We start from the raw sequence: 15,387 nt of genomic DNA on the forward strand, positions 1-15,387 counted from the left end.
CCTGGGTCCTGCCTGCCCGGCACAATCGACGCCAGGAAATGGGTTTGATGAGCAGCACCGCCGAGCCGAGCCACCCACAGCGGTTCTTTCGCGACTTCATCAGGATGTCCGGGCCTTACTGGACGGGCCGGGGTCGCTGGCGGCCGCGTCTGCTGACCGCGACGCTCGCCCTGCTCGTGGTCGCGCAGGTCGCGCTCGCGATCCGGCTCAACATCTGGAGCGCAGACCTGTTCGATGCGCTGGAACGGCGCTCGACCGACCGCGCCATGGAGCAGATCGTCATCTTCGTGCTCATCATGCTCGGGACCATGGCGACCAACACAGCGCATCTGGTGGTTCGCCGGCGGCTGCAATTCGACTGGCGACGCTGGCTTACGACGCGGGTGATCGGCGACTGGATGGAGGATGCGCGGCACTACCAGGCCGACCTCATCCCCGGCGACCACGCTAACCCGGACGGGCGCATCGCCGAGGACGTCCGGATCGCCACGGAGGTCGCCGTCGATCTGGCTAGCAGCCTGTTCTACTGCACCCTTCTGCTGATCACCTTTGTCGGCATCCTGTGGTCGCTGTCGGGCTGGATCCGTTTGGCAGGCCTGGATGTGCCCGGGCATCTCGTCCTCCTCGCCGTCGGCTATGCCGGTACGGGCGCTGTCGTCGCCTTCCTGCTGGGTCGGCCACTCGTGCGCGCCACCGATACGCGGCAGACGAAAGAGGCCGATTTCCGCTTCAGCCTGGTGCGAGCACATGAGAGCGGGGAGCCGATCGCCGTCGCGCGCGGCGAACCCTTGGAGCGCGAACGCCTCGAATCCGTCTTCGAGACTATCGCGCAATCCTGGCGCGATCAGTCCATGGGCCTGGCGAGGCTGTTAGCCTTCTCCTCCGGCTACGTGGCCCTCGCCGGTGTGCTTCCCATCCTGGTCGGCACACCGCGCTTCCTTGAGGGCACACTCTCGCTCGGTCGCCTGATGCAGTCGGGCCAGGCGTTCCAGCAGGTCACGGCGGCGTTGTCTTGGCCGATCGACAACCTGGCCCTGATCGCAGGATGGCGCGCCTCGGTCGAGCGTGTGCTGATGCTCGACGAGGCGGTCCGCGTTGTCGCCCTGGAAGCCGCACGCACAGGGGGGACGGCGATTAATCTGGACCGTGCACCGACATCGCATCTCGGGGTTCGGGATCTGTGGGTCGCGGCACCCGACGGCACCGCCATGCTATCCGACCTCACCCTGAAGGTGGAACCGGGTGAGCATGTCCTGGTGGATGGCGACCCCGAGGCAGCGAGCGCATTGTTCCGCGTACTGGCCGGAATCTGGCCTTGGGGGCGCGGCCTGGTGCATCTACCGGCGGATACTGGGATGATCGCGGTCGGCCCCTGGCCGTTCCTGCCGCAAGGATCCTTGCGCCAGGCGCTTGCCTTCCCGGAGGAAGCGGAATGTCATGACGATGCGGCGCTGCAAGCCGCCCTTGCTAGTGTGGACCTCGGGAATCTCGCGGAGCGTCTGGACGAAGTCGCCGACTGGGCGCGCGTGTTGACCGCGGCGGAAGTACAGCGGCTGTCCTTTGCGCGGATCATCCTGTTGCGCCCACGCTGGATCGTGCTGGGTGATGCAACGGATGCGCTCGATCCGGCCTCGGCCGACGTCATGCTGCGCCTGATCGTGGACCTGCTGCCGCAGATCGGCATCGTCCTGATCGGACGGCATCCGGGATCGGCGGAGATCTTCAGCCGGCGACTGACGCTGGAGCGAGCCGCCGATGGCGAAGTCCTGCTTCATGAGGTTTACGCACGGCGCCAGGCGGCGAAGGTGCCGCGCCCCAGGTCGCTCAGCGTGATCGATCGACTACGAGAGGGATACCGGCGCTGATCGGGAAGGCTTCGGCCACCTAAGGTCGCCGAAGCCGCGTCAGCGCGCCCGCTGATGATCGGATTGGTGGAAGCCGGTGCGTTGCACGTCGCTGAAGGTGTCGTACGGGCACGGGTGTGGAAGTGGCTTCGCCCTCGCACTAGGTAGAAGCCGAGGCTTCCGCGGCGGCCGCGTCAGTGAACAGATGCGTCAAGGCGCTTGCTCGCCCTGTGCGGCACGCGACCAACGTCGGCAACCAAGCACCTGACGGACGCAAGCGCCGCAAGGTTCTTGATGAACGCCGGCGGACGTCGTCCCCTCATCGATCCGTTCAAGGAGGAGAGTGGCCATGAGGCCGCCTCGAACACCCGACGCCCAGTTGGGCGCGTATCCAACTGCGCTTGTGAAGGATCGTCCAACGCCTTCCTTCACGGACGAGTTGTTCCGTGCGCTGCCGTTGCTGCGAGGCTACGCCCGGTCCCTCACGCGCAATCGTCACGACAGCGACGATCTGGTCCAGGATTCCATCGTGCGGATGCTTGCCGCGGCAGACCGCTTTCAGCCAGGGACCAACTTCCGTGCCTGGGCCTTCACCATTCTGCGGAATCGATTCCTCACCACATCCACATCCACAGCCAGCAAGCGGCGGCTTATATGTCTGGACGATGTGGGTCCGGACATTGCGGGCATTCCACCCACCCAGATGCAGGGGCTCGAGTTCCAGAATCTCCTGCATCAGTTCACGCTTCTGCCAACCAAGATGCAAATGGTATTGCGGAGTGTCGCCGACGCGAAGGTTACGTATGCGATCATAGCGAAGGATTCCGGTTGCACCGTCAACACGGTCAAAAGCCGAGTGCATCGTGCACGGGCCGCAATGCAGAAGCAGATGCAGGCTGCCTACCACTGACGAACTCGGCAGGTAATGCCGACCAGGATGACCTCCGAATGGTCAGGGACCGGCACTCATACCGCCACGGAACTACGGTGCGTGCCGTTTACGCGCAGTGCAGGCACGACGATAATCCTGTCCTGCGTCCTGCAGCGTCGGGGCGCTGGGGGACGCTGCGGTGCGTTCACGCCGGTGCGGCTCTATGCCGGATCAGCCACGGGGCTCATAGGTGAAGGCAGGCCGCGCGGCCAGGTTATCCTTCGTCGCACTGGCGAGGTGCCAGCGGCTGGTCTGCTGGTTGTAGTCAATTCGCTCAGCGGGACCGTCACCAGGCGGGCGCCCATGCCCAGGACGCCGCCGATCGAGAGCACGGCCGTCGGTCCGGCAGGTCCGACCCCAAGGATCAGATCATCCACGGAGGCGATCGAATCGCCCGCATTGTTGTAGACGCTGGAGCCGACGATACGGCTTGTCCGCTGTTCCGCCGAAGCCTGCGTCGGCATCGTCATGGGGTTTGCGGCGGCCGGCGCAACCGCGACGGACGGAGCAGGCCGGGTGGTCGTGGTCGTCGAGGGGGCGATGCCGGGCACGGCCGGCGCCGTCGGCGTGGCGGCGGGCGGCCGCGTGTCGGCCGTCTGGGCATGGACCAGCATCGGCACGACGAGCATCGCGCTGCAGATGGTGGCCTTCAGCATCAGGTTGCGAGCGCTCATGGGTGGGGTATTCTCCGGGTGGTCGCCGGTCGGCGGATATGCCGATCGAAAGAGCAACCAGCGCGGACCTCCGAGGTTGCCTCCGCCCGTACAGGATCTTCAATCGCGCAACGGCGCCGCGCAGATGCCAACGTGGCCGCCCGCGGCTTTCGTATCGCGTGAGGGCCGCCCCTGAATCGTGGAATTGGCTGCCCGCAGGGTTCCGCGATCCTGCGGTGACCGGGTGTCGTCACCATGTTCCAGGCTTACGCAATGGAGCGAGCCGGCTTGGACCAGGACCAGAAGGCAGACCCCCGGCTCGGTCGGTTGCCAAGGGAGCCCATCGACCGGTTCACTACGCCGCTCGCCCGGTTCCTGCGGATCGAGACGGTCAGTGGCGCCGTCCTTCTGCTCGCTGCCATTGTCGCCTTCGCACTGTCGAATTCGGCCTGGGCCGATGGCTTTCTCGCATTCTGGGAGACGCCAATCGGCCTGCATGCCGGCGCCTTCCAGTTTCAGCGCCCGCTACGCGACTGGATCAACGATGGCCTGATGACGTTCTTTTTCTTCGTCGTGGCACTCGAACTCAAGCGCGAACTGATTGTCGGCGAACTCAGGGAACCACGCGTCGCCGCATTGTCCATCGCCGCGGCGGCGGGTGGCATGCTGGCGCCGGCGGCGCTCTACCTCATGCTGCAGTTCGGCCAGCCTGGCGAACACGGTTGGGGCGTCGTCATGGCGACCGATACGGCCTTCGTCATCGGCTGCCTGGCGCTTCTGGGTCGGAATGCGCCGCGGCGGCTGCGCGTCTTCCTGCTCTCGCTCGCGGTGGTTGATGACATCGGTGCCATCCTGGTCGTCGCGATCGGGTACAGCAGCGACATCGACTGGGTTGCGCTCGCGGCAGGCGTCGCGGGCCTCGCAGTCGTGTATGGCCTGAGGCAGCTCGGCATCCGGAACGTACTGGTCTATTTGCTGGCGGGTGTCCTGATCTGGCTCGCCATCGACGCCTCGGGAATCCACCCGACCGTGACCGGCGTGGCGCTCGGCCTGCTGACGCCGACGCGTGGCTGGGTCAGCGACCGCCGGCTGCGAGCCATCCTCCGCCGTGTTCTCGCCTATCCGCCTGGCAATCACTGGAGTGGGGATACCGAGGACCGCAAGCTTCTGCGCTCAGCCGGCAAGGCGACGCGAGAGGCGCTGGCACCGGTGGAACGACTGGAGATGGCCCTGCATCCCTGGGTGGCGTTCGGCGTCATGCCGCTGTTCGCCCTGGCCAATGCCGGTGTGCATGTATCCCTCGCTGGCCTTTCCAATCCCGTCACCTTGGCCGTGGTGATCGGCTTCGCCGTCGGCAAACCCGCCGGCGTCCTGGCCTTCGCCTGGCTGGCGGTGCGCGCAGGCATTGCCGTGCGACCGAAGGCCCTGAGCTGGGGCGTGCTGGCAAGCGGCGGCATGCTCGCCGGCATCGGCTTCACCATGGCGCTGTTCATCGCCGAACTTGCCTTCAAGGACGGACTGCTGGAGTCCGCGAAGCTCGGCATTCTCGTAGCCTCCATCATTTCGGCGGTAGGGGGTCTGTCAGTGCTGGCTTGGCTTGGTCATCGTGGCCGTCATCGCGCGGCCATGACGAGCGCTGCCGATACCGGAGCGCAAGAAATGATGCACCCCCGCGCCCTGTGATTCGGGCGTGCGGATCACGACGTGCAAGATGCGCGAATATGACGCGCGCCCGATTGGGCGCCGTATGACGTGGGAATGCGCGGAGCGGCGATTTGCGTCGCGCTGTGCGCGTCAATCACAGGAGAGAGCCATGGCCAAGGGTCAGAAGCGGAACAGCCGGGAAGCGAAGAAGCCCAAGCAACCCAAGGTGAAGGTCATCGCCGCTGCGTCCCCCTTCTCCGCCACACGGTCGCAGGCAGCGCCCCCGCCCGTCCGAAAAGGATAGAGACACAGGGGTTCGGGGCCGCCGACGGCACGGCGCAAGGGGGCAGGCGGCCCAACGACGACGACCTGTCATGCGAGCGCGGAATCGGACGACGCCAGGGTGCGGATGCGGATTGGTGATCGTGGCGTGAAGAATGCGCCGGCCCCGGGGGGGGCAATACGAGGCCGGCGCGGCCGACTGCTTCTGGGAAGATCGGAACTTCAACCCACCCATCGACACTCGGTACCTGCATCTCGAACAGGATCGAGAAATCTACGGCCGGCATCCTGACGATGCCGGTGGAAGCATCCGAATCAGTGTCGGGACGCCGAACCATCGCCGGACGCGTCAGCGCCTGGATGTCCAAGAACGACCGAAATGGCAACCGGATCCCCGTAGCGGCCGCGCGCCACACGTCCCCGCATCCGCGCAATATCGCCAAGCGTGACACGTCCAGCGATGGCCCGTGAGACGACCCCATGGTCAAACACGATCGTCAGCAGGCTGTCGGTAGGGGAGCGCGATGGCAACGGCGTCATGATGATCTCCAGGATCCTGCAGGCATGTGAGACCGATCGCCGAGTGACATTGCTGCGTCACGACCGCGAATGCCGGGGGGGGGGGCTATCCATCCGGATCGTGGTTGGCTCGGCGGCAAGCCCGGACGGCCCTCACGAGTGCCGGCAGGACCAGAAGACGCCGCCACGCATAGAGGTGCCAGCCTCGGAAACTACCTAACCTCGGAGCGCCGGCGGTCAATCATGGTTGCACGTCGATGGCCGCGGCGAGTGCTAGTCGGGCCAGGGCAGGCAGCGACGCAGCTCCGGTCTTCCGCATGACCGCGGCACGGTGATTCTCCACGGTACGCTGACTGATGCCCAGATCCGCGGCGATGTTCTTGCTGGGGTGTCCTGCAAGAACCCGGTCCATCACCTCGCGCTGCCGGGCTGTCAGGCCCGCGATGCTGTTCGCCGCACTGTCGTGCCAGGCCAGTTGCTTGCGCGAATCCCGAGCCAGTTCGAGCGCGCGGCCAATGCTGGCGAGCAGGTCGTCCCGGCTGACGGGCTTCTCGATAAAATCCACCGCGCCCGCCTTCATGGCCTGCACCACCATCCTCACATCGCCATGGCCAGTGATCATGATCGTCGGCACCCGGTGGCCTGCGCCTCGGAATCGATCCAGCAGTTCCAGACCGTCCATTCCGTGTAGGCGGGCATCGACTAGCACGCACCCCTCGCCGCCGGGCCGATAGGCGTCGAGGAAGGCCTTGCCGTCTGCATGATCTTCGACAAGCATGCCTACATCTTCGAGCACCGCCCGGATGGCGGCGCGCACTTGGCTGTCATCGTCGATGATGAAGATTGTCGGCGACGCCGCACCGGCCGTACGCGGCAGCGTCGGCGCCGACACCAAAAGTCGCTGAACAGTCTCGGTCAGTTCGGGCAGCTTCACCGGCTTGTGCAGCCGCACGCAGTCCAGCAGAGCGATCTCGCGGAGCGCACCGGTCGATATGTCACCGGTCAGCACGATGACCGGCACTTGGTCATTCAGCTTCTCCCGTAACCTCGCAGAAAGTTGCAGGCCATCCATCCCGCCCGGGAGGTTGTAGTCCGCGAGGATGAGATCTGGGCGAAGACCCCCGCCTGCCGCCAGGTCCAGCGCCGCGGCGCCGTCGGGTGCCGCGATGACCCGGTGGCCCTCTCCTTCCAGCGCCCGGGTCAGGAGCTGGCGTACCTCAGGATCGTCCTCGGCCAGCAGGATCACGCCACTGCGGCGCGCGCCGTCCGCACCGTCCGCACGCGGTGCCCCGGATGACGGGACCGCGTCGATGCCGTCCGATACGAGCGCCACATCGATGCTGAAGACCGAACCGCGGCCAGGCTCGGAGCGAACCTGCACCGGATGGCCAAGCATCACCCCCAGGCGGCGCACGATCGACAGACCGAGCCCGAGCCCGCGGCTCCGCTCGCGCGCGGCGTTGTCGACCTGGTGGTACTCCTCGAAAATCGTCTGAAGTTCGCCCTGCGCGATGCCGATCCCGGTATCCCATACCTCGATGCGAAGCATCCTTGCGTGCCGACGACAGCCGAGCAGCACCTTACCGTGCGGGGTGTACTTGAAGGCGTTCGACAGCAGATTGCGGATCATCTGCTCGAGCAGGCGCGGATCGGTGCGCACCGATAGGCTGCAGGGCACGACGCGCATCGCAAGCCCCTGCGCGCGCGCGTAATACGTGAATTCCCCCTGCAGCCTGGCCAGGATGTCATTCACCGGAGTTGGTGCCACCTGCGCGGTGACCGAGCCGGTCTCGATCTGATTGATATCGAGCAGCGTGTTCAACATGCTGGACATGGCGCTCAAGGTCGGATCCAGCAGGGCCACCAGATCCTGCCCTGCCTTGCCTTGCACGACTTTCGCGAGCAGCCCCTGCAGTAGCACCAGTGTCTGGAGCGGCTGGCGGAGGTCATGGCTTGCCGCGGCAAGGAACCGCGACTTCGCGACGCTGGCCTGCTCGGCAAGGTGCTTGGCGGCCTCTAGCGCCGCAGTTACGTGCCTGCGTTCAGTGGTATCGGTGAAGGTGATGACGACGCCCTCCACCCGGCCATCATGTGTGCGATAGGGCAGGATCCGCCGCATGAACCAGCCGCCGTCTCGGCCCTCGATCTCACGGTCGATCGGGACCGCCTTCGTCAGCACCGCCTGCGCATCGGCCAGAAGCGTATCGTCGACCGCCAGCGAACGCAGATCGGAAAGCGGCCGTCCGACGTCGCCCGGGATGACGTGAAACAGCGCCTTCGTGGCGGGCGTGAAGAAGCGGATTCGGAGCATCGGATCGAGGAAGAGCGTCGCCACATTCGTGCTGTACAGTACGTTCTGCAGGTCGTCCGAGGTGGTGCGCTGCCGTTCGAGCGTTTCTTGGAGCTGGCTGTTAAGCGCTGTCAGCTCTTCGTTGAGCGATTGCAATTCCTCCTTCGAGGTGAGCAGCTCCTCGTTGGCGGATTGGTACTCCTCGTTGATCGAAAGCGCCTCGTCGTGGATCGCCTTGTGTTGATCTGCCGCCCGTTCGAGATTGTGGATTGCCCCTTGCAGTTCCTGCCGCGTGGCGTCGAGTTCCTGCTCGAGCTCTTTGACCCGCGGGAGGTCGTTCGACGCTGCAGCGGCCTGGAGCGGTCCGATGAGCGCCGGCGCATCGACGAAGCAGATCAGGAACAGCGTTTCGCCATCGTGCAGCACGGGCCGCACGTCGATATTGAATTGCGCCGGCGTGCCGCCCTGTTGCGTGCGGCTGCCGGGGACACTGACACGCGCCTTGCCCTCCGCAGCCTTCTGGATCGCCGTGCGCAACCTGGCGCGCAGCCCCGGTGGGGCCATGGCGAGCAGGTCGTGGGTCGGATGTCCCGGCGCCAGACGCAGGTATCGGTCCGTCGGCCCGAGGGAATAGAGGCAGGCGTTGTTGCGGTCGATCAGGACCGCTGCCGGCGCGAAGGCGTCGATCACCAGTTGGCGGCACAGTTCGGCCAACACCTCGGGGCGCATCGGCGCGACGATCGGCCCCAGGCGAGCCGCCGACCGCGCACCGTCGTCGGTGGTGCTCGCGACGCGGAGCTCGCTGGAGCGACTGCGGCCGATGCGTCGATAGATCCGCTCCGCCCCGGCGATCGCCGCGAAGCCGTCATCGCCGCCGCCCACCGTTTCGGCACTGCCGAGCAGCAGCACACCGCCGGGGCGCAGGGCGAAGTGGAACAGGGCGATGATCCGGGCCTGTGCCTCGGGGCCGAGGTAGATGAGCAGGTTCCGGCAGGAGACAAGGTCGAGGCGAGAGAAGGGTGGATCGACCAAGATGTCCTGCACCGCGAAGACCACGGTCGCGCGTAGGTCCGGAACGACCCGGTAGCCACGTTCCTCCTTGGTGAAGAAGCGGGCGAGCCGCGCGGGCGACACCGTCTCCGTGATGCTGTCCGGGTAGAGACCGTCGCGCGCGCTTGCGACAGCATCCGGGTCGATATCGGAGGCGAAGACTTGTAGCCTGATATCGAGGCCTGTTGCGGCGATCTGTTCCAGAATGAGCATCGCCAGCGAATAGGTCTCCTCGCCCGTGCTGCATCCGGCGATCCAGATGCGAAGGGGACGGTCCGGCGAATGGTTCCGCACCAGGTCCGGCAGGGTGGTCGTCTCCAGCGCGTCAAACACCTTCGGGTCCCGGAAGAAGCTGGTGACGTGGATGTGCAGATCCTTTGCGAGTTCCTCGAGTTCCCCTTCATCGCGCCGGAGCAGGTCCAGGTAGCGATCCAGCGCCCTGCGTTCCATCCCCGCCATCGTCATGCGGCGCTCAATGCGTCGCCGCAGGGTGCCCGGCTTGTAGAGCGCGAAGTCCTGCCCGGTCTTGGCGGCCAGCAGGGCGATGATGTCGGGCAGGCAGTCCTTGTCGGCGGCACTCGGCGGCGTGCGATCGCCCGGACGCAGAAGAATGCTCGGGATCTCAGCCACCGGCAGGACGAGATCGACCGCACCGGTGGCCATCGCGGCGCACGGCATACCGTCGAAGGCGGCCTCGGCCGGATCCTGCGCGATGACGAGGCCACCCTTGTCCTTCACGGCCCGCGCGCCGAGGCTACCGTCCGTCCCGGTGCCGGAGAGGATGACGCAGATGGCGCGCGGGCCATACGCCGCAGCCAGTGAGTGCAGAAGGAAGTCGAATGGCAGGCGCGCACCGTGGCGCGCCTGCGGTGGCGACAGGTGCAACGCGCCGTCCTGGACGGAAAGATAGGTTCCTGGCGGGATCAGGTAGAGGTGGTCTGGCTCCAGCGCCATGCCGTCGGTTGCCTGGCGCACCGCCATTGCAGTGTGTCCGGCGAGCAGGTCGACCATCATGCTCTCGTGCGTCGGGTCGAGGTGCTGGATCAGAATGAAGGCCATGCCATTCCTGGCAGGCAGCGCATCCAGGAGTTTGCGGCAAGCGTCAAGGCCGCCGGCCGAAGCGCCGATGCCGACAACCGGGAAGGCGTCAGGGTCAGTCCTCAAAGGCGGTGATTGCCGCGATCGCGGCTCCGCCGGATGCGGGTCGTGTCCGGCCATTCTCGATTGTCTCTGCTGGTTGCCTCCAATGAAACCAGGAGGGAAGACACCGTAGCACGGCGAGCGCCTTGCGTCTGATCAATCGGTGCGGCCGTTCGATCCGGCTTCAAGGCTCTGCGTAGTTTCCGATGCTTCTAAGCAGGGTGACTGTGCCGCTATTCTCCTCAACGCCGCTTCCAAACGCGCCTGCCGCGCGGCGGGGTGATTGTGCGTTGCGCATGCGATCCAGGCCGCTCCGTGCATGACCGCGGCATAGTTGGAAGGATCGGACGAGGTGTTGAAGGCGAGCCGTGTGCTCATCCTGGAAGACGATGGGATTGTCGGCATCCTGTTGGCGATGGTGCTGAGGGATCTGGGCCATGCCGTCGCCGCCATCGTCGGTAGCGTGGCCGGTGCGCTGGTGGCCGCGGACCGATCTCGCCCCGACCTCATGATCGTCGATGCGCGGCTGCGTGATGGCAGCGGCATCTTGGCTGTCAGGGAGATCATCCGAGCCGGTTTCGTGCCGCATATCTTTGTCAGTGGCGATAGTCGGCGCACCCTTGCGCTGTCGCCAGGCTCGGTGGCGCTCGAGAAGCCCTATCGCGACACCGAACTCGCCGCAGCCATCCAATGCGTTCTCAGCGCTGTTCCCGTTTCCGGCGCGGACCGCGCGAGCCGGTAGGACGGCGCCCGCTGCATACCTAGGGACGCCGCCGGATGCCCGCTTCGCAGCCGTGCATCCCTTACAGGGGTCAGACAACCGCGCCGCACTGGGTCAACCCCGCTCGACGTTTGTGCTGCACATCATGGTACTTGCGTCGATGCATGCAGGCCCCGCCATCAGGTTGATGTCTGATCATGGTGCTTGCCTTAGCCGCCGTAGCAAGACTGTAGGTACGACGCGCTCTTCCAGTCACGGCGCGCAGATGATGTGCTAGTCCGATCGGCGCCCCGTTCACTCTCACATGCAGACGGCCTCCGCCGAGCGGAAAGCGATCCATTGATCCGCTATCGTTCCGCGTGCCTATGCTGGTGCCGCAATGATCCTGCGCCCGCCTACCTCCATCGCTCTGGAGGCCATGCTCGATGCGATCCTTGCCGAGAGGCAGGTAACGCTCAATTGGCTCCTGGAACGCCTGGGCGACCGTTCGTTCGGTATCGTACTTCTGCTCCTGGCAATCCTTGGTCTTCTTCCGGGTGTCTCGGCCGTCGCCGGCATACTGCTGATCGTGCCGGCGATGCAGATGATTCTGGCCCGCGGCAGGCCGATATTTCCCGACCGCGTTGGCGAACGGCATTTCGAGGTACGCAGGCTTGCCAACATGGTCCGTCGCGCGGTGCCTGTCATACGCTGGCTGGAGCGATTCATCCGCCCGCGATGGTATACGCCGTTCGAGGCGACGAAGCGGGTGGTCGGCGGCATCGTGCTTCTCCTCGGCGCCAGCCTTCTTGTCCCTCTGCCCTTGACCAATGTCCTACCCGCTCTGGCGATCACGCTGGTTGCATTCGTCTATCTGGAGGAGGACGGTCTGCTGCTTTGCGCCGCGCTTCTGGCGGCGCTCGCCATCCTCGCAACGACTGGCATCCTCATTTGGGAGACGGCAAGCCCAACGGGTTGGGTGCCGAGTCTTCTCTGAGTGGGGTAGTGCGCGCGGCACCCTAATTCCACGGATCCCTTCGCGCACCGTTCTACACCCGCACCATCTTGGATTGGCCCCGACAAGAATTTCCGAGCTTCGGAAGGTGTCAGGCCATGGCACGGTCCTCGACCATTTCCTTGCGCAGCGAGTGATTGGTGGCAGTTGCCATTCCCACGCCAGTGGCGCGGTTGCCGAGCGGACGCGAGTGGAGACGGTTCGAATCCGGTAGCGTCTCTTCAGCCAAGCACGATGCTGCTCCACCAGACCCCGTTTGCTGCCACGCCAGCGGCCTTAGGTCGCGTGGACAAACAGGCGGAGGGGGGATTCCCATCCGGACGCGGACGTGATTCCACACTGATCTCTGGGATGGAGATCGGCGTTGATCCGCGGACTGCTGACTGACGAGGAACCGCTGACAGCTTCCTTGGCTTCGCTACACTCTCCTCGCTCCGTCTGTGGATCAGGTTTGTCCACGCGACCTAGTCGAATCGAACGGGAGCCTGCTTCTTTCGGTTCACGGTGAGAGTGAAGACGTCGGGTCGGGCATAATGCCCGCTGGCGTCAAACTTTCGCCGCGAGGCTCGCGCCGCCGCCACATCGATCTCGGCGAACAGCAGGCCCTTCTCCCGGCGCATCGGCCCTGCGACGACGCCGCCGAAGGGCTTGTAAACGACGGCGTCGCCCGCGTTGATCCACTCGTCCTTGTTCGGAAAAAGCTCGTCGCGATATGGCACGCCATCGGGGATGTCGGATGCTTCCAACGCCGTCGCGCATCCGACCACCCAGCAGCCGCCCTCGCGCGCGATGTGCTGCATCGTCGCGAGCCAGGTTTCGCCGCTGTCCCACGTCGGGGCGACGTAGATGTCGATGTTCTGCGCATAGAGCGCGTAACGTGCCAGCGGCATGTAGTTTTCCCAGCAGATCAGTGCCCCGATGCGGCCGACCGCGGTGTCCACGACGTTCAGGCCGGAGCCGTCGCCGAAGCCCCAGACCATCCGCTCCGGATTCGTCGGCATCAGCTTGCGGTGGTTGTTCGCAAGCCTGCCGTCCGCGTCGATGATCGCGCAGCTGTTGAACAGCGTGCTGCCGCTGACCGAGCCGTCGACCTCTTGGTAGCCCAGTACGATGACCACCCCATGGTTCTTCGCCGCCTCCAGAAGCGGTCGCAGCCCGTCCCTGCTAAGGTCGACCGAGTTCGACTGTGAGAGGGCGTAGAGCTCATCCGTCTTTCCCATCCCGGCCCCCGGCGGCAGCCGCCAGACGAACGTCGGATAGCCGGGAAGCCATGCCTCCGGAAACACCAGCATGTCGCAGCCCTCCGCTGCCGCCTCACCGACAAGCTCGACCGCGCGCGCCATGGACTTTTCAAGATCGAGGTAGACCGGCGGTTGCTGGACAACTGCAAGCTTCATGTGATCGTTCCGCCGCGCCCCGGGTTGGGGCGAGGGCACCGTACCACGCATGCTGCGCTGCCTTCGCACGCTGCTTTTCCCGGCAACACCACTCGCAGACCCTTCTGCGGGGCATGCTTCGCTTTCCGGCGTCGCTCGTCGGCGGGCGACACGCCCAGAGAAAGTTGGATTCCGGTTCCTACCGCTGCGGGCGAAGGGATTCGAGCCCTCGACCCCAACCGCTCTGGCGAACTTGCACCGTGAAACGTAAGGCCCGACATCACCTGAGCCGTATGATGCCGGCACAGCCCAGCCGCCACTGCACGCTCGCCTTGACCGGTTCCGATCGAGGCAATATCGAGCAACCAGCATCAAGAGAGCGCGGGCAGGCTGCCCGCGCCGCCAACCGGTCCTCCGTCCGGTGGCTCCCATTTCGGGGATGCGGCCCACACGGGCAAAGGAGGCTTCAATGCCCAAGTCGAAGGTCGTCCCGCCGCAATTCTTGCGTCGGGAACTTTGGCGTATCTGTCAGGTGGAACCGGCGGTCGTCGGCGCGAAGGTTGTCTGGCGTGTCGTCGCCACGTGCCGTGAAGTCGCGGCAATGGGCGGCATCTCGGGCTGGCGCGTGCCGCGCGATTTCACGACGCGGACGGAGGCCTGGAGCGCGGTGTCGGACGCGAACAACCCGCCGAGGGATCGGCGCGGGCGGGTCCGTACTCGGTCCACTGAGGCGTGGGTACAGATCACGGACGAGACGCCTTTGCTGCCTCGCACAGCGCGCCGGGCGCGGGCCCCGACGCGAATGCCGACGCCCAAACTGGCGCAAACTGGTCGGACATCGTCTCCCGAGGCTGACACACTTCGTGCTTCCCTGGCCGAGCGCGGCGGCATGTGGACATTCATCGGACTTTGGCGTGGGGACGAGCGCGTGCCGGCGCGCCTGAAGTCGGACCTCTACGGCGCCTTCTGGGAGCTGCGAGCCGGCATTGGCGGCCGGACACGTGTTCCGGCTGGGCCGCGCTCGCGCATCCAGCGCGAACTGGGCCTGCACGAGCGGGAAGAGGTCGCACCGGGCGTGGTGAAGACGCGGAGGGAGAAGACCGATGTCGGTGGCTTCTTCGTGCGCGCCTGGGTCGCGCGGAGGGGATGCAACTGGGGGACCGATGCAGTGCCGGTCACGGACGACGCCGCAGATCGCGAGCGATGAGTGGTAGCGGCTGGAATGGTGAGATCCAAGCCGCCCACCGATTGATCTGGTCGGCTTCGGGGCAGCGTTTGGTTTGATCCGTGCGGGAGCGCTGCCGACAGCGCGCTAGGTTGCGGAGGATTTCCTCCGCTCCGCACTCGGCGTGCGAATGACGCGTGTCTGCTGAGACCGTGCAGGGCGCCCGGCGGGTGAATGCCGTTAACCTCGTCCCGCCTATGCCGTCCATCTCTTGGTATCGAGCCAACGGCGCGCACCCGGCCTCCGCGATGCTGACAGCGTGGGATGGGGTTGGTAGCCGGTGGAGGCATGCTTCGACCCGTCGTCGGCTATGGCCGGGCCTGTCCTTTCGGGCCGCTAGGCCCTCGAAATCGGCGAGAGGAAGCGCAACAAGAAATTCCATTATCAGAACGAATCTGTGTGAGGCCAGTTCGATTTCTGGGGGAGGGCTTGTTTGGAGGCAGTGCCCCCCGGTCGTCCACCCGCCCCCCGGTCAGGGCCGGGTGGGGGGGGGGGTTCGGCACCCCCACTGGGCCCCTTTGTCAGATCCTTGGGGAAGCCCCTGTCGGTGAGCGCCTCACGCGGACCGCGCTGTGGCAAAAGGCGCGGCGAACGATGCGAAGCGGCAGCGATCTATGCGTTGAGGGGGCTGCGCGAGGGGGCTTCGATCGCGAAGTACGAAGAACTGGCGGCAATGTGCGGATCGGTGCATCGCTATGGTGGCCGGTGTAGACGCCAA

The 15,387-nt window shown here is 65.7% G+C and carries 9 protein-coding genes and 1 riboswitch; of the genes, 6 read left to right on the top strand and 3 right to left on the bottom strand.

Features of this window, described 5'->3' with window-relative positions:
• Positions 1–47 precede the first annotated feature (47 nt).
• Together AC2YHJ_RS16170 and AC2YHJ_RS16175 are read left to right on the top strand one after the other, a co-directional pair.
• Positions 48–1,865 (top strand): ABC transporter ATP-binding protein/permease, encoded by a 1,818-nt coding sequence (locus AC2YHJ_RS16170; protein ID WP_487397107.1) that lies wholly within the window; start codon positions 48–50, stop codon positions 1,863–1,865.
• 328 nt (positions 1,866–2,193) lie between these two features.
• Complete coding sequence (locus AC2YHJ_RS16175; protein ID WP_487397108.1) at positions 2,194–2,754, top strand: sigma-70 family RNA polymerase sigma factor; 561 nt, start codon at positions 2,194–2,196, stop codon at positions 2,752–2,754.
• A 182-nt stretch (positions 2,755–2,936) separates the two neighbouring features.
• On the opposite strand, the gene AC2YHJ_RS16180 is transcribed toward AC2YHJ_RS16175, so the two are convergent.
• Entirely contained in the window at positions 2,937–3,449 is a 513-nt protein-coding gene (locus tag AC2YHJ_RS16180; protein WP_487397109.1) for a hypothetical protein, read from the bottom strand.
• Positions 3,450–3,716: 267 nt separating this feature from the next.
• On the opposite strand from AC2YHJ_RS16180, the gene nhaA reads away from it, so the two are divergent.
• Positions 3,717–5,111 carry a Na+/H+ antiporter NhaA gene (gene nhaA, locus AC2YHJ_RS16185; protein ID WP_487397110.1) on the top strand — a complete coding sequence of 465 codons (1,395 nt, stop codon included), beginning with the start codon at positions 3,717–3,719 and terminating at the stop codon, positions 5,109–5,111.
• Between the two features lie 1,003 nt (positions 5,112–6,114).
• Here the strand turns inward: nhaA and AC2YHJ_RS16190 are convergent.
• Positions 6,115–10,431 carry a chemotaxis protein CheB gene (locus AC2YHJ_RS16190; protein ID WP_487397111.1) on the bottom strand — a complete coding sequence of 1,439 codons (4,317 nt, stop codon included), beginning with the start codon at positions 10,429–10,431 and terminating at the stop codon, positions 6,115–6,117.
• 274 nt (positions 10,432–10,705) lie between these two features.
• Between AC2YHJ_RS16190 and AC2YHJ_RS16195 the strand changes: the two genes are divergently transcribed.
• Together AC2YHJ_RS16195 and AC2YHJ_RS16200 are read left to right on the top strand one after the other, a co-directional pair.
• On the top strand, positions 10,706–11,095 hold the full coding sequence (locus AC2YHJ_RS16195) for a response regulator (RefSeq protein ID WP_487397112.1): 390 nt from the start codon (positions 10,706–10,708) through the stop codon (positions 11,093–11,095).
• Between the two features lie 397 nt (positions 11,096–11,492).
• Complete coding sequence (locus AC2YHJ_RS16200) at positions 11,493–12,050, top strand: exopolysaccharide biosynthesis protein (RefSeq protein WP_487397113.1); 558 nt, start codon at positions 11,493–11,495, stop codon at positions 12,048–12,050.
• 482 nt (positions 12,051–12,532) lie between these two features.
• On the opposite strand, the gene AC2YHJ_RS16205 is transcribed toward AC2YHJ_RS16200, so the two are convergent.
• Complete coding sequence (locus tag AC2YHJ_RS16205; protein ID WP_487397114.1) at positions 12,533–13,465, bottom strand: carbon-nitrogen hydrolase family protein; 933 nt, start codon at positions 13,463–13,465, stop codon at positions 12,533–12,535.
• Positions 13,466–13,807: 342 nt separating this feature from the next.
• Positions 13,808–13,916, top strand: a riboswitch (SAM-I-IV-variant riboswitch).
• Between AC2YHJ_RS16205 and AC2YHJ_RS16210 the strand changes: the two genes are divergently transcribed.
• The gene (locus AC2YHJ_RS16210) at positions 13,914–14,651 is read left to right on the top strand and encodes a hypothetical protein (RefSeq protein WP_487397115.1); all 738 of its coding nucleotides are present in this window, start codon (positions 13,914–13,916) and stop codon (positions 14,649–14,651) included. Its footprint overlaps the riboswitch before it by 3 nt.
• The last annotated feature ends 736 nt before the right edge of the window (positions 14,652–15,387 follow it).

The sequence above is a fragment of the Roseomonas sp. SRI_022 genome (genome assembly GCF_057586215.1).